The sequence below is a fragment of the Cellulosimicrobium cellulans genome (assembly GCF_006539945.1).
GTDB classification, from domain to species: domain Bacteria; phylum Actinomycetota; class Actinomycetes; order Actinomycetales; family Cellulomonadaceae; genus Cellulosimicrobium; species Cellulosimicrobium cellulans.
This window is the reverse complement of sequence record NZ_BJNZ01000030.1, coordinates 40,915-58,454: the sequence shown is the minus strand read 5'-3', so window position 1 is coordinate 58,454 and position 17,540 is coordinate 40,915. Positions and strand designations below refer to the sequence as shown.

Below are 17,540 nucleotides of genomic sequence, written 5' to 3'. Positions count from 1 at the left end.
AGCCACGACGGCGCCGCGCTCGCCGGGGCCCGCGCCCTGCACCGCGAGCGCCGGCCCGTCGGCGCGCTCGTCGGCGCACCGCTCGACCTCCCCGCGGACGGCGCCGGGTCGCCGGGCGCGCCGGCCGACGTCGAGCTCGACGATCTGGTCCGTCTGCTGGAGAACGCACCGAGGTGGTTCGCCCAGCACACGCTCGACGTGGGCCTCGTGCTGGAGGAGGACGACGTCGAGGACCGCCTCCCGCTCGCGCTCACGGGGCTCTCCGGCTGGGGCGTGGGCGACCGCGTGCTGCGGGCCGCGCTCTCCGGCGTCGACCCGAACCGGGCGATGCAGGCCGAGTGGCGCCGGGGACAGGTCCCGCCGCGCGAGCTGGGACGCTCCGCGTTGCAGGAGGTCGTCCGCGCCGTCGGCCCGCTGCGGGTCACCGCCGTGGAGGCCGCGCGCGAGGCCGACCTCGCCGCCGGCCGCCCGGTGAGCCAGGACGTGCTGAGCTCGGCCGAGACGGTCGACGTCCGCGCCGTGCTGCCCGACGGCCGCACCCTCGTCGGGAGCGTGCCGGGCGTGCACGGCGCGCGGGTCGTGCGCACCGAGTACTCCCGCCTCGGGCCCAAGCACCGGCTGCGCGCGTGGGTGCAGGCGCTCGCGCTCACGGCGAGCGACCCCGGGCGCCCGTGGGACGCCGTCGCGATCGGCCGCTCGACCCGTGGGCCGGGCGTCGCCTGGTCGACGCTCACGCCGCCGGACCGCGACACGGCGACGCGGGTCCTCGCCGACCTCGTGGCGCTGCGCGACGAGGCCGCGCGCGAGCCGCTGCCGGTGCTCCCCGAGGTGTCGCTGCGCTACACCGAGGAACGGAGCACGAGCGACGCGCGCGACGCCCTGATGCGCGCGGGCTGGGCGTGGAACAAGGGCTTCGAGCGCAAGGACCCGTACGTCGTCCTCGCCTGGGGCCAGGACCCGGCCCTGCCCGACGTCGCCGGGCTCGCCACCACGGCCGACCTGGGCCGATTCCCCGACGACCCGACCCGCCTCGGCGCGCTCGCGCGCCGCGTGTGGGAGCCCCTGCTGGAGAACGAGCTGCGAGGCGCCCGGTGAACGGCGCGACGTCCCGGACCGCGACCGACGGCGCCGCCCCGCACGGGGGCGACGTGACGACGAGCGGCACGCCGCGGCGCTTCGACCCGTTCGGCGAGCTGCCGAGCGGGACGGTCGTGCTCGAGGCGAGCGCCGGCACCGGCAAGACCCACACGATCGCGACCCTCACGACGCGGTACGTCGCCGAGGGCGTGGCCGCCCTGCCGGAGATCATGCTGGTGACCTTCGGCCGCGCCGCGACGTCGGAGCTGCGCGACCGCGTCCGTGAGCGCCTCGTCGCGACCGAGCGCGCGCTGCGCGGGCCCGCTCCCGCGGACGACCCGGAGCCTCTCGTCGCGTTCCTCGCCGCGGTCGACGACGCCGAGCTCGACCTGCGCCGCGAGCGCCTGCGCGTCGCGCTGTCCCAGCTCGACGCCGCGACCATCACGACGACGCACGGCTTCTGCCAGCAGATGCTCACCGCGCTGGGGACGGCGGCGGACGTCGACCTCGCCACGAGCTTCCTGCCCGACGTCGCGGACCTCGTCGAGGAGGTCACGGACGACCTGTACGTGCGGAAGTTCGCCGACGAGCCGGAGCCGATCCTGGCGCCGCGCGACGTGCGCGACGTCGCCCGAGCGGCGCTGAGCGACCACGGGGCGGTGGTCGCGCCGTCGGACGCGGCCGAAGGGTCGGTGGCCGCGGCGCGGTACGAGGCCGCGGTCGCCGCGCGCCGCGAGGTCGAGGCGCGCAAGCGCGCGATGCACCTGCTCGACTACGACGACCTGCTCGTGCTGCTGCGCCGCGCGCTGACGGACCCGGAGCACGGCGCGACGGCGGCGCGGCGGGTCCGGTCGCGGTTCCGCGTCGTCATGGTGGACGAGTTCCAGGACACCGACCCCGACCAGTGGGAGATCCTGCGCACCGCGTTCCACGGGCATCCCGAGGAGTGCCGCACGCTGGTGCTCATCGGCGATCCCAAGCAGGCGATCTACGCGTTCCGCGGCGCGGACGTCGTGACGTACCTGCGCGCGGTCGAGGACGCGGCGGACACCGCGACGCTCAGCACGAGCTGGCGCAGCGACGGCCCGCTCCTCACGGGCCTGCACGCGCTCCTGGGCGAGACGGCGCTGGGCGACCCGCGCATCGTGGTCCGGCCCGTCGACGCGGCCCACCCCGAGCCGCGCTTCTCCGGCGGCGCGCCGGTGCGGCTGCGGCAGGTCACGCGGCGGGCCTACCGCCTCGGGGGGTCGTCGGCGCCGTCTGCGCCCGACGCCCGCAGCCTGCTCGCGCAGGACGTGGCGGCGGACGTCGCGGGCCGCCTCGGGACCGCGGACGGCGGCGGCGACCGCGTGCGCGACGACGGGCTCGCGGCAGCGGGCGGCGGCGTCGGACGGTGGCGGCCGCTCGAGCCGCGCGACGTCGCGGTGCTCACCCGGACGAACGCCCAGGCCGAGGCGGTGCGCTCGGCGCTCGTCGCGCTGGGCGTCCCCGCGGTGGTGTCGGGGCCGTCGAGCGTGTTCGGCTCGGCAGCCGCCCAGGACTGGCTCACGCTGCTCGCCGCGCTGGAGCAGCCCGGTCTGCACCGCCGCGCGACGGCGCTCGCGCTCACGCCGTTCGTGGGCTGGGACGCGCAGCGGCTCGCGACGGCCGGGGACGCGGACCACGACGAGCTCGGCGACACCGTCCGGACCTGGGCGCGCCTGCTCGCGGACCGCGGCGTGGCCGCGGTCGCGGAGGTCGCGGCCCGGGGAGGTGCGACGGCGCGGGTCATGGCCCGGGTCGACGGCGAGCGCTACCTCACCGACCTGCGCCACGTCACCCAGGCCCTCCACGAGGCCGCCGTCACCGAGGGCCTCGGCACGGCCGCCCTCACGGCGTGGCTGCGCGCCCGGATCGCCGAGGTCGGCGCGGTGTTCACCGACGAGCGGACCCGCCGCCTCGAGACGGACGCCGCGGCCGTGCAGGTCGTCACGGTCCACGCCGCGAAGGGCCTGGAGTTCGGCGTCGTCTACGTCCCGTTCGGCTGGGAGCGGTTCGAGTCGGACGACCAGGAGCTGTTCGCGTTCCACGACGACCACGGGCAGCGCGTCCTGCACCTGGGCGGGGTCGGCTCCCCAGGGTTCGTGGACGCCAAGGCGCGCTGGCGCGACGAGGAGCTGGGCGAGGACCTGCGCCTGCTGTACGTCGCGCTCACGCGCGCCCGGCACCAGGTCGTCGTTCACTGGACCCCGACCAAGCGCAGCACCGGGTCCGGCCCGCTCACGCGGCTGCTCCTCGCGGACCGGATGCTCGGCGGCGAGCCCGGCCGCCACGCCCGGCCCGACGCGATGCGCGACGACGCCGTGCGGTCCGCGTTCGAGGCGATCGCCGCGCGCTCGGGCGGGACGGTCGTCGTCGAGCAGGTCGAGAGCAGGCCGAAGGGCGCCCGCTGGTCTCCCGGGCGCCGGACCGCCTCGGACCTGGCGCTCGCGACCACCGCGCACCTTCCGGACCGCGAGTGGCGCCGCGCGTCGTACTCGGCGCTCACGGCAGCGGCGCACCACGGGCCGGTCGGCGGGATCGAGAGCGAGCCGGAGGACCCGGGCATCCAGGACGAGCCGGAGGAGTCGCCGGACGCCGACGAGACCGGTGCCGTGCCGACCGCGGTGCCGGTCGGACCGCCGGCCACCCGTCCCGGCGCCGACGTCCCCTCGCCGTACGAGGGGCAACCCGGGGGCACCGCGTTCGGCACCCTCGTGCACGAGATCCTCGAGTACGTCGACACGGCCGCCGACGACCTCGACGCCGAGGTCCGCGCACGCTGTGCGCAGGCCGCGACGGTGCGCGTGCCCGGCGTGGAGCCCGTGTCGCTCGCCGCGGCGCTGGGCCTGTCGCTGCGCACCCCGCTCGGGCCGATCGCGGGCGGGCTCACCCTCGCCGACGTCGACCCGCGCGACCGGCTGCCCGAGCTCGAGTTCGAGCTCCCGCTCGCGGGCGGCGACGAGACCGAGGGCGTCCGGCCCTCGACGCTGCGCGACCTCGCCGACGTCCTGCGCGCCCACCTGCCCGCCGACGACGCGTTCGCCCGCTACCCCGACCTGCTCGCGGCCCTGGCCGACGAGAGCGAGAACGGGACGGCGGGCGGTTCCGGCGGCGTCCCGCTGCGGGGATACCTCACGGGTTCGATCGACGCGGTGCTGCGCGTGCCCGCCACAGGGCCGGACGGCCGTCCCGACCCGGCCGGCCGTCGGCGGTACCTGGTCGTCGACTACAAGACCAACCGCGTCGGCCCGCCCGGCGTGCCGCTCGCGGTCGGCGACTACCACCCGGACGCGACGCGCGACGCGATGCTCGCCTCGCACTACCCCCTCCAGCTCGTGCTCTACCTCGTCGCGCTGCACCGGTACCTGCGCTGGCGCGTGCGCGACTACGACCCCGACCGCGACCTCGCGGGCGGCGCCTACCTGTTCGTGCGCGGCATGGCCGGCCCGGACACCCCCACCGGCCCCGACGGCGCCCCGTACGGCGTCGTCGCCTGGACTCCGCCGCCAGGGCTCGTCGTCGCCCTGTCCGCCCTGCTCGACGGAGGTCGCGCATGACCACGACCCCTCTCGCCGCGACGGCCGCGTCGCCGACTCCCCCCGTGGACGAAGGCGACCCGCGCCTCGCCGTCGGGGTGCCCGCGCGGCTCGGCGCGTTCAACGCCGCGCGCGTCGTCTCCGCGGCCGACCTGCGCGTCGCGCTGCGGCTCGGCCGGCTCACGGGCGAGCACGACGACGACGTGCTGCTCGCCGTCGCGCTCGCCGTGCGCGCGGTGCGCAGCGGATCGGTGTGCGTGCGCCTGGACTCCCTCGGCTCGCTCGAGCTGCCCGAGGACGAGGAGGCGGCGCGCACCGACGCCACGGACCTGCCCTGGCCGGACCGGACCGCGTGGGCGTCAGCGGTCGCGCGCAGTCCCCTCGTCGCGACGGGCGTCGACGGGCCGGACGACCGCCCCGCGCGCTGGGTGGGAGGCGCCCTCTACCTCGACCGGTACTGGCGCGACGAGCTCGCGGTCCGGCACGACGTCGACGGCCGGCTCGCCGCGGACGACCTGCCCGTGGACCCCGACCGCCTCGACGCCGCGCTGTCCCGCCTCTTCCCGGCCGCGGACGACACCCGGCAGCGGCTCGCCGCCGCGCACGCCGCGACGCGCCGGCTCACCGTGCTCACGGGTGGCCCGGGCACGGGCAAGACGACGACGGTCGCGCGGCTGCTCGCCGTCCTGCACGACGCTGCTCTCCCGTCCTCGCCCTCCGCCGTCACCGCGTCCGGCGCCCCGTCCTCCCCCGCGGGTCAGGGCACCGGCGAGACGCCGCCCGCCGCGGGCGCCGCTCCCGCGGGACGGGGCCCGGCGTCCGGCGCGGCGCTGCGCGTGGCGCTCGCCGCGCCCACGGGCAAGGCCGCCGCGCGCCTCCAGGAGGCGGTGCGCGAGGTCGTCGCCGGGTTCGGCGACCCCGCCGACCGCGAGCGCGTCGGCGCCCCCGTCGCGACGACGCTGCACCGCCTGCTCGGCTACCGGCCGGGCAGCAGCACCCGGTTCCGGCACGACGCGCAGCACCACCTGCCGCACGACGTGGTGGTCGTGGACGAGACGTCGATGGTCGCGCTGCCGCTCATGGCGCGGCTGCTCGAGGCGCTGCGGCCCGACGCACGCCTCGTGCTCGTCGGCGACCCCGACCAGCTCGCGTCCGTGGAGGCGGGCGCCGTGCTCGGGGACCTCGTGCACCGAGAGCCGGTCGCCCCGCCCGCGACGGCGGCCGCCGTGCTCGCGACGGCCGACGTCGCGCTCGCCGCGTCCCCGCCGCCCGCCGTCGGCGAGGTGGACGACCGCGCCGTGCTGGGCAACGGCGTCGTGCGGCTGCGCACCGTCCACCGCCAGGACCGCGACTCCGAGATCCTGCCGCTCGCGGCCGCGATCAGGACCGGGGACGCGAAGGCGACGCTCGCGCTCCTGCGCGCGGGCCACGGCTCGGTGGAGTTCCTCGAGACGCCCGACGACGTCCCGGACGACGCGGTGCTCGCCGCCGTGCGCGCCGACGCCGTCACGGCGGGCACGGCGCTCGTCGAGGCGGCCCGCGCGGGCGACGCCACCGCGGCCCTGGATGCCCTCGCCCGGCACCGGGTCATGGTCGCGCACCGGCGCGGACCCGCGGGTCGGGGCCGGTGGGCGGCGCAGGTCGAGGCGTGGGTCGAGGAGGCCACGGGCCACCACGCGACCGACACGCCGTGGGTCGCCGGCCGGCCGCTGCTCGTCACGACGAACGACGCCGAGGTGGGTCTCTACAACGGCGACACCGGCGTGCTCGTCGCAGAACCCGGGGACGCCGGCATCGTCGCCGTGTTCGGCGACCCGCGCGCCCCGCTGCAGGTGCGTACCCATCGCCTCCCGCCGGTCGAGACCGTGCACGCCATGACGGTCCACCGCGCGCAGGGCAGCCAGTTCGACCGTGTCACGCTCGTCCTGCCGCCCGCCACGTCGCCGCTGCTCACGCGCGAGCTGCTCTACACGGCGGTGACGCGCGCGCAGACGTTCGTGCGCGTCGTCGGCTCCGAGGACGCGGTCCGCACGGCGGTCACGAGCCCGGTCCACCGCGCGAGCGGCCTGCGCACGCCGCTCCCGCCCGGTCAGTCCTCCGCGCGCTCCGCCTGATCGCGCTCTCGCAGCGCCTTCAGCCTGCTCCAGGGCACGAGCACGATCCACACGACGGACGCGATCGCGCCGCCCATGATCATCGAGGGGACGTCCATGACGACCATCCTGGCAGGCGTGCCGCGGCCTCGCGGGGGAATGAGGCTCGGGGGTCGCCGGTTGGCACCAGGGTGAGCACCCAGAGCCCCCGCCTGTCCGTCCTCGACCTCGTGCCCGTCCGCTCGGGCCAGTCCAGCACCCAGGCGGTGCGGGCGTCGCTCGACCTGGTCCGCCTCGCGGACCGGCTCGGGTACGAGCGGTACTGGTTCGCCGAGCACCACAACATGCCCGCGGTCGCGGCGTCGACGCCGCCCGTGATGATCGCCGCGGCGGCGTCGGTCACCGACCGCATCCGGGTCGGCTCGGGCGGGGTCATGCTCCCCAACCACGCGCCGCTCGTCGTCGCGGAGCAGTTCGCGGCGCTCGAGGCGATCGCCCCCGGCCGGGTCGACCTCGGCATCGGTCGCGCGCCGGGCTCCGACCCCGTGGTCACGCAGCTCCTGCGCATCACCGGCCCGACGGCCGACGTCGACCGGTTCCCCCAGCACGTGACCGACATCCTCGCGCTCATGAGCCCGCAGGGCGCGACCCTGCGCCTCACGAGCGGCCAGGTGTACGACGTGCACGCGACGCCCGCCGCCGACGGCGCGCCGACCGTCTGGCTGCTCGGGTCGAGCGACTACTCCGCGCGCCTCGCGGCCGAGCTCGGGCTGCCCTACGTGTTCGCGAACCACTTCTCCGGCCAGGGCATCGACGAGATCCTCGCGCTCTACCGCGAGGGCTACCGCCCGAGCGAGGCGTTCCCCGAGCCGCGCACGTTCCTCACGCTCAACGCCGTCGTCGCCGAGACCGACGACGAGGCCCGGGCCCGCGCGCTCCCGCAGGCGCGCATGATGTCGCGGCTGCGCACCGGCCAGCCGCTCACCGCGCTGGAGACCGTGGAGGAGGCTCAGGCGGCGCCCCTCGACGGTGCGGCCGGGCAGATGGTCGAGGACAGCCTGCGCCGCTGGGCCGTCGGGACGCCCGACGCCGCCGCGGCCGAGGTCCGCCGGCTCGCCGAGCGCCACGGCGTCGACGAGGTGATGGTCGTCCCCGTCGCCGCGTCGCGCGCGGACGAGGCGCTGGACTCCACGCCGGGCCGCGCCCGCACGCTCGAGCTCCTCGTAACCGCCCTCGCCGCCTAACACCCCGCCCTGCCGCCGCCCCCCGCCGTCAACCCGCCCACGCCCGAACACGACCAGGCCCGCGGTCGAACACGACATGAGGGTCGTTATCCACGGGATAACGACCCTCATGTCGTGTTCGGCGGGAGGGGGTAGCGTCGCTGCATGACGACGACGCTCGACGACGTGGCCTGGCACTCCGAGGGCGACGGGTACCCACCCGAGGTGGGACCCGCGGCGGGCGCGACGCACATCGGCATGTTCCTCGCGTGGGCGGTGCTCGGCGGGCACGTCTCCGAGGAGCTCGGCGAGGACGCCGCGGGCGCGCTCGCCGCGCTGCGCGACCGGAGGACGACGCCCGGAGCGTTCGTGCTCGACGCGTGCGACGGCAGGCTCGTCGACGAGGACCTCGACGACGTCGGCGCGGCGTTCGCGAGCGCGTACTACGCGGGCGACGACGAGGACGAGGACGAGGGCGGCCTCTACCTGGAGGACTACGTCGACGCGGTGAGCCCCGGCGACGGCGAGCCCGAGGACGTGTACCGCGTGCCGGACACGTGGGAGACGTACGACCTCGTCGGCCCGCTGATCGACGCCCGCTTCTCCCAGTGGGACGACGAGGTCCGCCCGACGGTCCTGCGGCACCGCGCCTGAGACGCGTCCACGATGACCGTGCCCACGCCCGTCACCCGGCTCGCCGCGGTGCTGCGCGCCGATAACCCGGGCCCGATGACGCTCGACGGCACGCGCTCGTACGTGCTGCGCGCGCCGGGGTCGGCGACGTGCGTCGTCGTGGACCCGGGACCCGACGACGTCGCGCACCTCGACGCGCTCGCCGCGGCCGGGCCCGTCGAGCTCGTGCTCGTCACGCATCGCCACGCCGACCACACGGCCGGGGCTCCTGGCCTGCGCGAGCGCACCGGGGCGCCGGTGCGCGCCGCCGACGCGACGCACTGCCACGGTGGCGAGCCGCTCCGCGACGGCGAGGTGATCGAGGTCGCCGGGCTCCGCGTCGTCGTCCTCGCCACACCGGGCCACACCGCCGACTCGGTCTGCCTCGTGCTGCCCGACGACGGCCCGCTCGCCGCTGCCGACCATCTCTCCGGAGGGGACGCGCGCCCTGGCGAAGCGACCCCTGGCGACACCCGGTCGGGTGAGGCCGCGATCGGGAGGGCGGGGTCGCCGTCGGGCCCGACGGTCCTCACCGGGGACACGGTGCTCGGGACCGGCACGACGGTGATCGCGCAGCCCGACGGCTCGCTCGGCGCGTACCTCGCGAGCCTCGACGCGATCGAGGCGGTCGCGTCCACGGGGACGGGTCGGGCGACGGGCCTCCCCGGTCACGGGCCGGCCGTCGCCGACCTCGCGGGGCGGGTGCGCGCGTACCGCGAGCACCGGCTCGAACGCCTCGCCCAGGTCCGGGCGGCGCTCGACGCGCTCGGGCTGGCCGCGGGGGCGCACGACGCGGTGGAGCGGGTGGTCGCGCGCGTCTACGCCGACGTCGACCCGTCGGTCCGCGGCGCGGCGCGGCAGTCCGTCGCGGCGCAGCTCGCCTTCCTGGCGCGGTCCGACGAGCTCGCACGGCGGCCCGCCCACGGGAGGCCACGTGCGCTCCGGCACGACGGCTGAGTGTCGGTGGCACCCGGCACGATGACGGGATGACGACACCACGGCTCGGTATCGCGTTCGTGCCCACCCACGCGCCGGAGAGCCTGCGGCGGCTCGCCACGACCGCGGAGGAGGCAGGCCTCGACGACCTCTGGGTGTGGGAGGACTGCTTCAAGCAGTCGGGCCTCGCGTCGGCGGCGGCAGCGCTCGCCTGGACCGAGCGCGTGCGCGTCGGCATCGGGCTCATGCCCGCCCCGCTGCGCAGCACGGCGATCACCGCGATGGAGGTCGCGACGCTCGCCCGGTTGTTCCCCGGGCGGCTCGTCGCGGGCGTGGGTCACGGCGTGCAGGAGTGGATGGGGCAGGCCGGCGTCCGCGTCGCGTCGCCGCTGACGCTGCTCCGCGAGCACGCCACGGCGCTGCGGAGCCTGCTCGCGGGCGAGGAGGTCACGACGGCGGGGCGGTACGTCACGCTCGACGCCGTGCGGCTCGACTGGCCGCCCACGGAGCCCGTCCCGCTGTGGCTCGGCGGCGTCGGCCCGCGGTCGCTCGCGCTGGCGGGCGAGCTGGGCGACGGTCTGATCCTCGCGAACGCGCTCACCCCGGCCGACGTCCGGGAGGCAGCCGCGGCGGCTCGAGGAGGCCGGTACGGGGACGGGGCCAGCGCCGGGAGCGACTTCGACGTCCACGCGACCCTCATCGCGGCGACGGGGCCGGACGCGCAGGAGCGCGTGGACCGCGAGGTGCCGCTGTGGGGCAAGGAGGCCGGCCAGGGCATCGGCGCGGGCGGGGACGCGGCAACGATCGCCGCGGCCGTCCAGGCGCTGGCCGACGCAGGTGCGACGGCCGTCGCGGTCCAGCCGACCGCCGACGAGCCGGACGTCGAGGGGTTCGTCCGCTTCCTGGGCCGGGAGGTCGTGCCGCTGCTCAGCGGCCGCTGACGCGCACCGCGTCCGCGGACCCCTCGGAGCGCTGACGCGCGCGGAGCCCGTGCACCAGGGCGACGACGGCGCACACGAGCGCGACGGCGCCGACGGCGAGCGCGAGGCGCACGGGGAAGGCCGCGTAGAGGTCGGACACCTCGCCGACCGGGAGCCCCCACTCGACCGCGGTCTCGCGCAGCTCGCCCGCGAGCACCCCGACCCGGCCGGGCACCCGTGACGCGACCGCGGCGACCCAGCCGAGGAGCTCGAGGATCACGGAGGCCGCGGAGTAGGCACCGGTCGCGAGGGGGATCACGGAGACACCCTAGCGGGACCGGACACCGCGGGCATATCCGGCACGCCCCTGAGAAGACCCTGGCGCGACCTCAGGCGAGCGGCTTCGCGAAGCAGAGCGCGACGTGGTTGTCGCCGACGTACGGCGGGAACTGCTCGACGGCGCGGTACCCGAGCGAGCGGTAGAGCGCGATCGCGCCGGGCTGGCGGATACCCGTCTCGAGCAGGAGCAGGCCCACCCCGCGCTCGCGCGCGACGGCCTCCAGGGCGTCGAGCAGCCGGCGCGCGGTACCGGTCCGACGCGCGCGCTCGCGGACGAAGACCTTCTTCACCTCGAGCGCGTCCACGGGCGCCCCGGGTGCGGGGAGGCGCAGCGACGCGCACCCGACGGCCACGCCGTCGCGGTACGCGACGAGGGTCGCGACCACCTCGGCGCCCACGCGGGCGTCGACGGCGTCGAACCCTCCGGCGGCGTCGAGCCCGGCGAACAGCTCGGGGTAGAGCACCGCCGAGGACGTCTCGTGCATCTCCCGCCGCAGGGCCGCCGCGTCCGGGTCGTCCCACGGGACGTCGCGAACCTCGACGACACCGGGGGCGGGGACGGTCACGGGCTCGCTCGGGGTCGCGGCCCTGCGTGCGTCGCGCGCCCCGCGCCCGCCGCTCGTCACCGAGGTCTGGTCGGCAGCGTCGGCGCCGACGCCCGAGTCCGCCGTCCCCAGGTCGAGCGCGAAGCAGCGCGAGAGCGGGTGCCCGGCGTAGTGGCCGTACGACTCGATCGGGACGTAGCCGAGCGAGAGGTACAGGTCGATCGACTCGGGCTGGAGGGTCCCGGTCTCCAGGACGAGGCGCTCGAGCCCCGCCTCGACCGCGTGCCGGTGCACGGCCCGCATCGCGGTGCGCGCGTGCCCGCGGCCCCGGTGGGCCGGCTCGACCCAGAGCCGCTTCACCTCACCCGTCCGCCGGGGATGTGTGCCGCCACGGCCGTCGGGCGTGCCCGACACGTCGCGCAGCGCGACGAACGCGACGGGCTCACCGGCCGAGCGGACCACGACGTTCGCGATCGAGGCGTCGGGCACGAACGCGCCCGCGTCGGGCTCGCCGTAACGCACGGCGAGCTCCGCCTGCTGGCGACCGCACAGCAGCGCGGCCACGGCGTCGTCCCCGGGGACCGCCTCGACGGTCATGTGCACGCCCGGGCGGCCGGCGCCGTCGGGCAGGACGCGCGAGGGCGCACCCGTCACGCCGACCTCGTCATGCGTTGACGAGCGCGCCCAGGACCGACGTGAAGAAGCCCAGGCCGTCCGTCCCCGCGCGCGGGCCGGCCTCGTTCGCCGGGCCGAAGCCCGCCTCGACGGCGTGCTCGGGGTGCGGCATGAGGCCGACGACGTTGCCCGCGGCGTTCGTGATGCCCGCGATGCCCCGGCGCGACCCGTTCGGGTTCCAGCCGTCGTAGCGGAAGACGACGCGGCCCTCCGCCTCGAGCTCGTCGAGCGTGCGGTCGTCCGCGACGAACTGGCCGTCCTGGTTCTTCAGCGGGATCGTGATGCGCTGGCCGGCCGTGTAGTCGCGCGTCCAGGCCGTGTCCGCGTTCTCGACCACGAGCACCTGCTCGCGGCAGATGAAGTGCAGGTGGTCGTTCTTGACCATCGAGCCGGGCAGCAGGTGGGCCTCGGTGAGGACCTGGAAGCCGTTGCAGATGCCCAGGACGGGCATGCCGCCCGCCGCCGCGTCGACGATCGACTCCATGACGGGTGCGAAGCGGCTGATCGCGCCCGCACGCAGGTAGTCGCCGTAGGAGAAGCCCCCGGGCAGGACGACCGCGTCGACGCCGTGCAGGTCGGCGTCCGCGTGCCACAGCGACACGGCCTCACCGCCCGCGAGACGCACCGCGCGCGCCGCGTCGCGGTCGTCCAGCGTGCCGGGGAACGTGACGACGCCGATCCGCGCCGTCGCGAGCGTGGCGCCGGACATCAGGCGAGCCCCTCGGACGTGATCGTCGCGGCCGCGTCCGCCTCGATGTCCGCCACACGCACGACGTCCTCGATGACCGGGTTCGACAGGACCTTGACCGCGGCCTCCTCGGCGGCGGCGAGGATCTCCGGCGTGACCGGGCCGTCGACCTCGAGCTCGAACCGCTTGCCCTGGCGCACGGACGTGAACTGGGTGAAACCGAGGCGCGGCAGCGCCCCGACGACGGCCTTGCCCTGCGGGTCCAGGATCTCGGGCTTGGGCATGACCTCGACGACGACGCGTCCCACGGGGGCTCCTTGGCGAGAGAGTTCGGGAGAGCCGGGGCTCCGGGATCCCGCCCACGTCACGGCCGTCGAGGACGGTCGGTGGGACGGGACGAGCGGGAGCCGACGGCGGAATTCCGCGGCCAGTCTACCGGGCGCGGGCGACGCTCCCGGCGGGCGTCCGCACCCTGGCACGACGGCGCGGCGCCGACTCAGGCACCGACGGTCCGAGGCGGGTCAGGCTTGTCCACGGGGATGTTGCCGTCGAGCACGTGCTTGCGCCAGGCACGCTCGCCGTTCGCGCGGGCGAACAGCGTGGCGGACCCGATGGCGCACACCAGGACCAGCGGCCAGTACCACCAGGCGAACGGGAGACGCCACGCGTACTCGGGCCACGTCGAGACGAGCCCGAGGAGCGCCATCACGGTGGGGACGATCATCTGGATCCCCGTGACGAGCAGCGCAGCGGCGAGGCCCCTGCGCCACGGGTAGAGCGCCCCGTGGATGTCGTCGGCCACCCACCACCAGTAGCGCGCGGGCAGCCGAGCGTCGAACAGCCGGTACAGCAACCAGCGCCCGAGCGGCGGGTGCTCCCGCCGGCGCAGCGCCCAGCCCGCGCGGACGAGCCCCCACGCCTCGCGCGCGCCGATGCCGTGCGGCGCCCCGGCGTCGTCGGGTGCGGGCGCGAGGTCGAGCAGGACCGCGAGCGCCTCGTCGCCGTGCAGGCGGCGCCAGCGTGGCGGGTAGGCGCGGAGCCAGAACCGTGCGGACCGCTCGTACCGGTCCGCCCCGAGGGCGGTCACGCGCCGCTCCCGGCCAGGCCGTCGGTGGCACCCGCGGGGCCGCGGCTCTCCATCGACCGGCGCGCGCGCTCGGCGAGCCCGGCGAGGCGCAGCGTCTCCGCTCGCGCCGCGCGGCGCCCGTCGTCGGTGGCGCGGTAGTAGCGCCGCAGACGGCCGTCGACGACCTCCTCGCCGGTCGGCTCGACGAGCCCGGCGGCGACGAGCCGGTCGAGGTTGCCGTAGAGCGTGCCGGCCCCGAGCCGGGTGCGGCCGTCGGAGAGGTCGTGCACCGCCTGGATCACCGCGTACCCGTGCCGCGGCTCTGCGCTGAGCGAGAGCAGCACGAGGTACGCCTGCTCGGTCATCCGGAACGCGGGAGGACTCGGTGCCATGGACGATATATATCGGATGACGACCTATCGCGCCAGCCCTCGACGCGTGTCAGAGGGTGCCGCTAGAGTCGAACGTGTGTTCGAGACGCACGCTCGGGCACGGTGCGAGGGCGGGGTCCTGCCCCTTCCCCGCCCTCGCACGAACCATGGCTCGACGACGCAGGGAGGTCCGCATGGCAGCACCGCTCGCCCCCGCCGCGGAGCGCGGCAGGTCACGACCGTCGCCGCAGACCGTCGCGCGCGTCCTCACGCGCGACGAGACCTGCGTGTTCCCCGGCTGCCGCGTCCCGGCGTTCCGCTGCGACCTCGACCACGTCGTGGCCCCGCGACCGAACGCCGACGACGACGACGCGGCCGCCGCGCAGGGGGCCGACAACCTCGTCGCGCTCTGCCGGCACCACCGGGTCGTCCGTGCGCGCGACGGCTGGCGGCCCGCCCTGCTCGCCGACGGCTCGGTCCGATGGACCGCGCCGAGCGGGCACACCTACGTGCGCCCGGGCGCCGCCCGGACCGCCTGACGGCTCAGCCGAGCGTCGAGCCCGTGAGGCGCTCGTACGCCTCGAGGTACCGGGCGCGGGTGCGCGTGACGACGTCGGCGGGGATCGACGGCGGCGGGGTGTCGGACGCGCGGTCCCACCCGGACGCGGGCGACACGAGCCAGTCGCGCACGAACTGCTTGTCGTAGCTCGGCTGCGCGTGGCCCGGCTCCCACTGGTCGGCGGGCCAGAACCGCGACGAGTCGGGCGTGAGCACCTCGTCGCCGAGGACGGTCTGGCCGGTGGTCGGGTCCACGCCGAACTCGAGCTTGGTGTCCGCGAGGATCACGCCGCGCTCGCGCGCGATCTGCTCGGCCCGGGCGTAGACGGCGAGCGTGAGGTCGCGCAGGCGCGTGGCGTCGTCGAGGCCGATCTGCTCGGCGACCACGTCGAACGAGACGTTCTCGTCGTGCTCACCCACGGCTGCCTTGGTCGCGGGTGTGAAGATCGGCTCCGGCAGGCGCGAGCCGTCGACGAGACCGGCGGGCAGCGGCACCCCGCAGACCTCTCCCCCGGCGCGGTACTCGACGAGTCCCGAGCCGGTGAGGTACCCGCGCACCACGCACTCGACGGGGAACATGTCGAGGCGACGGCAGATCATCGCGCGCCCGGCGACGACGTCGGGCACGAGGCCGTCGCCCGGCTCCGACGAGACCTCGGTCGACACGACGTGGTTCGGCACGAGGTCGGCGAGCTGCTCGAACCACCACAGGCTGAGCTGGGTGAGCACGACGCCCTTGTCCGGGATCCCCGGCGACAGCACGTGGTCGTACGCGCTGGCCCGGTCGCTCGCCACGACGAGCACGACGTCGCCGAGGGGGTGCACGCCACCGACGGCAGGCAGGTCCGGCGCGTAGAGGTCGCGCACCTTGCCGGAGTACACGTGCGTCCAGCCGGGCAGGTCGAGCGCCGCGGTGTCGAGGGCGTCCACCTCGCCGAGCGAGAGGGCCGAGGCAGGGTCCTGGGGGATGTCGGTCACGGCCCCTAGTCTCGCACCGCCCGCCGCGGGAGCGGCACCGTGTCCGACGACCGGTCGGCCGGCCTGCGCCCCGTCGTGCCGAACGCCGCCGAAGTCGCTACTGTGCCTCAAGGACGGTCGTGGGAGCGCTCCCTCACTGTCGGGGGCCCGCATCGGAGCGACCCCCTGGGGGCGCCTGCACTGCTGTCCCGGCCCCGCCGACGACGGCGGGCCGACATCCGCACCGAGGAGGCAACGATGCACCACGGCACGATGCACCATCGCCTGACAGCGCTAGCAACCGGAGTCGGCGTGATCGCCGCGAGCGTCGGGCTCGCGACGTCGGCGAGCGCGAGCGCACCCGTCGCCGCACCGTCGAGCACAGGAGCCGAGGTCCCCGCGCTGCTCGCCGGCCCCGTCCCCGGGCCCGACGACCTGTCCCCCGGCCAGCTCCGCGCGCTCGAGCGCGACCTGGGCCTCGACGCCGAGGGCGTCGCCGACCGGCTCGCGCTCGACGCCGCGACCGGCGCCGTCGAGCAGGCGCTCAGCGGCGGGCTGGGCGCGGCGTACGCCGGCACGTGGGTCGACGCCGCCGCCGCGACGCCCGTCGTCGCCGTCACCGACCCCTCCGCGGTCCCCGAGGTCGAGGCGGCCGGCGCCGAGGCGGTCGTCGTCGAGCGCGGCCTCGCCGAGCTCGACGCCGTCGCCGCCGGGCTGGACCAGGCGTCGACGCCCGACGCCGTCCAGGCCTGGTACGTCGACGTCACGACGAACGAGGTCGTCGTCGAGTCCCTCGACCCGGCCGCGGCGGAGGCGTTCGTCGCGGCGTCGGGGGTCGACGCGGCCGCCGTCCGGACCGAGGTCGTCGACGCGCCGTACGAGCTCACGGCCGACGTGCGCGGCGGTGACCGGTACATCACCCGGGATCCCGGCGCGTCGTCGGGCTCGGCCTGCTCGATCGGCTTCGCCGTGCAGGGCGGCTTCGTCACGGCCGGCCACTGCGGCGCCGCAGGCAAGGAGGTGCTCACGGCGAGCTGGGCGCGCATGGGAACCGTCCAGGCGGCGTCGTTCCCCGGCCACGACTACGCCTGGGTCCGCGTCGACTCAGGGTTCACCCCCGTCCCCCGGGTCAACAACTACGCGGGCGGCACCGTCGACGTCGCCGGGTCCGCCGAGGCGCCGGTGGGCGCATCGGTCTGCCGGTCCGGCGCGACGACGGGCTGGCGCTGCGGCGTCATCGAGCAGAAGAACATCACCGTGAACTACGGCAACGGCGACATCCCCGGCCTCGTGCGCGGCAGCGCGTGCGCCGAGGGCGGCGACTCCGGCGGCTCCGTGATCTCGGGCAACCAGGCGCAGGGCGTCACGTCGGGCCGCATCAACGACTGCTCCAACGGCGGCAAGTTCATCTACCAGCCCGTGAACCCGATCCTCTCGGCGTACGGGCTGTCGCTCGTCACGACGGGCGGCGGGTCGGGCAGCGCGCTCGTCGGGCTCGCGGGCAAGTGCATCGACGTGCCGAGCTCGGACTTCAGCGACGGCAAGCGCCTGCAGCTGTGGACGTGCAACGGGACGAGCGCGCAGCGGTGGACGTTCGCGTCCGACGGTACGGTCCGCGCGGGCGGGAAGTGCATGGACGTGGCATGGGCCGCGACGGCCGACGGGACGGCCGTGCAGCTCGCGAACTGCAGCGGCAACCCCGCCCAGCAGTTCGTCCTGAGCGGCGCGGGCGACCTCGTGTCCGTCCTCGCGAACAAGTGCGTCGACGTGCCGGGTAGCAACAGCGCCAACGGCACGCAGCTCCAGATCTGGACGTGCAACGGCACCGCCGCCCAGAAGTGGCACCGAGCCTGACCTGACCCC

Annotated in this window: 16 protein-coding genes and 1 pseudogene; 9 read left to right on the top strand and 8 right to left on the bottom strand. The window is 76.3% G+C overall.

The features are described from left to right. The 3 genes and pseudogenes from CCE02nite_RS17575 to recD form a co-directional block, all read left to right on the top strand. Positions 1-1,095, top strand: a pseudogene (locus CCE02nite_RS17575) (exodeoxyribonuclease V subunit gamma); the annotation flags it as partial. Beyond that, entirely contained in the window at positions 1,092-4,655 is a 3,564-nt protein-coding gene (locus CCE02nite_RS17570) for a UvrD-helicase domain-containing protein (protein WP_255318944.1), read from the top strand. The pseudogene CCE02nite_RS17575 and the gene CCE02nite_RS17570, both read left to right, overlap by 4 nt. Continuing rightward, the gene (gene recD / locus CCE02nite_RS17565; protein WP_141390893.1) at positions 4,652-6,748 is read left to right on the top strand and encodes an exodeoxyribonuclease V subunit alpha; all 2,097 of its coding nucleotides are present in this window, start codon (positions 4,652-4,654) and stop codon (positions 6,746-6,748) included. Before CCE02nite_RS17570 ends, recD begins: the two co-directional genes overlap by 4 nt. Here the strand turns inward: recD and CCE02nite_RS21095 are convergent. Next, on the bottom strand, positions 6,724-6,846 hold the full coding sequence (locus CCE02nite_RS21095) for a hypothetical protein (RefSeq protein ID WP_255318942.1): 123 nt from the start codon (positions 6,844-6,846) through the stop codon (positions 6,724-6,726). The two genes, recD and CCE02nite_RS21095, sit on opposite strands and share 25 nt — an antisense overlap. A 72-nt stretch (positions 6,847-6,918) precedes the next feature. On the opposite strand from CCE02nite_RS21095, the gene CCE02nite_RS17560 reads away from it, so the two are divergent. The 4 genes from CCE02nite_RS17560 to CCE02nite_RS17545 all read left to right on the top strand — a co-directional run bounded on the left by CCE02nite_RS17560 (position 6,919) and on the right by CCE02nite_RS17545 (position 10,499). Beyond that, positions 6,919-7,971, top strand: a complete 1,053-nt coding sequence (locus CCE02nite_RS17560; protein WP_141390892.1) for an LLM class flavin-dependent oxidoreductase — start codon at positions 6,919-6,921, stop codon at positions 7,969-7,971. Positions 7,972-8,115: 144 nt separating this feature from the next. Beyond that, positions 8,116-8,604: a DUF7832 domain-containing protein gene (locus tag CCE02nite_RS17555; protein WP_141390891.1), complete on the top strand. Its 489-nt coding sequence runs from the start codon at positions 8,116-8,118 to the stop codon at positions 8,602-8,604. 12 nt (positions 8,605-8,616) lie between these two features. After that, positions 8,617-9,579, top strand: coding sequence for an MBL fold metallo-hydrolase (locus CCE02nite_RS17550; RefSeq protein WP_141390890.1), 963 nt, complete (start codon positions 8,617-8,619; stop codon positions 9,577-9,579). 29 nt (positions 9,580-9,608) lie between these two features. Beyond that, entirely contained in the window at positions 9,609-10,499 is an 891-nt protein-coding gene (locus CCE02nite_RS17545) for an LLM class flavin-dependent oxidoreductase (RefSeq protein ID WP_141390889.1), read from the top strand. On the opposite strand, the gene CCE02nite_RS17540 is transcribed toward CCE02nite_RS17545, so the two are convergent. The 6 genes from CCE02nite_RS17540 to CCE02nite_RS17515 all read right to left on the bottom strand — a co-directional run bounded on the left by CCE02nite_RS17540 (position 10,486) and on the right by CCE02nite_RS17515 (position 14,183). Next, a complete protein-coding gene (locus tag CCE02nite_RS17540; RefSeq protein ID WP_141390888.1) occupies positions 10,486-10,797 on the bottom strand; it encodes a hypothetical protein in 312 nt (103 codons plus the stop codon). The two genes, CCE02nite_RS17545 and CCE02nite_RS17540, sit on opposite strands and share 14 nt — an antisense overlap. A 70-nt stretch (positions 10,798-10,867) precedes the next feature. Next, positions 10,868-12,016: a GNAT family N-acetyltransferase gene (locus tag CCE02nite_RS17535; RefSeq protein WP_255318941.1), complete on the bottom strand. Its 1,149-nt coding sequence runs from the start codon at positions 12,014-12,016 to the stop codon at positions 10,868-10,870. Positions 12,017-12,026: 10 nt separating this feature from the next. Further along, positions 12,027-12,746, bottom strand: coding sequence for a phosphoribosylformylglycinamidine synthase subunit PurQ (purQ, locus tag CCE02nite_RS17530; RefSeq protein WP_141390887.1), 720 nt, complete (start codon positions 12,744-12,746; stop codon positions 12,027-12,029). Next, entirely contained in the window at positions 12,746-13,033 is a 288-nt protein-coding gene (purS, locus tag CCE02nite_RS17525; protein ID WP_087470936.1) for a phosphoribosylformylglycinamidine synthase subunit PurS, read from the bottom strand. Before purS ends, purQ begins: the two co-directional genes overlap by 1 nt. A gap of 188 nt (positions 13,034-13,221) precedes the next feature. Next, on the bottom strand, positions 13,222-13,812 hold the full coding sequence (locus CCE02nite_RS17520) for a hypothetical protein (RefSeq protein ID WP_141390886.1): 591 nt from the start codon (positions 13,810-13,812) through the stop codon (positions 13,222-13,224). Continuing rightward, positions 13,809-14,183, bottom strand: coding sequence for a PadR family transcriptional regulator (locus tag CCE02nite_RS17515; protein ID WP_255318940.1), 375 nt, complete (start codon positions 14,181-14,183; stop codon positions 13,809-13,811). The genes CCE02nite_RS17520 and CCE02nite_RS17515 overlap by 4 nt, the downstream gene beginning before the upstream one ends. 173 nt (positions 14,184-14,356) lie before the next feature. On the opposite strand from CCE02nite_RS17515, the gene CCE02nite_RS17510 reads away from it, so the two are divergent. After that, entirely contained in the window at positions 14,357-14,701 is a 345-nt protein-coding gene (locus CCE02nite_RS17510) for an HNH endonuclease signature motif containing protein (RefSeq protein WP_141390885.1), read from the top strand. 4 nt (positions 14,702-14,705) lie between these two features. On the opposite strand, the gene CCE02nite_RS17505 is transcribed toward CCE02nite_RS17510, so the two are convergent. Then, the gene (locus CCE02nite_RS17505) at positions 14,706-15,650 is read right to left on the bottom strand and encodes a phosphoribosylaminoimidazolesuccinocarboxamide synthase (RefSeq protein WP_141390901.1); all 945 of its coding nucleotides are present in this window, start codon (positions 15,648-15,650) and stop codon (positions 14,706-14,708) included. Positions 15,651-15,989: 339 nt separating this feature from the next. Here CCE02nite_RS17505 and CCE02nite_RS17500 point away from each other — a divergent pair, with 339 nt between their 5' ends. After that, the gene (locus CCE02nite_RS17500; protein ID WP_255318939.1) at positions 15,990-17,531 is read left to right on the top strand and encodes a ricin-type beta-trefoil lectin domain protein; all 1,542 of its coding nucleotides are present in this window, start codon (positions 15,990-15,992) and stop codon (positions 17,529-17,531) included. The last annotated feature ends 9 nt before the right edge of the window (positions 17,532-17,540 follow it).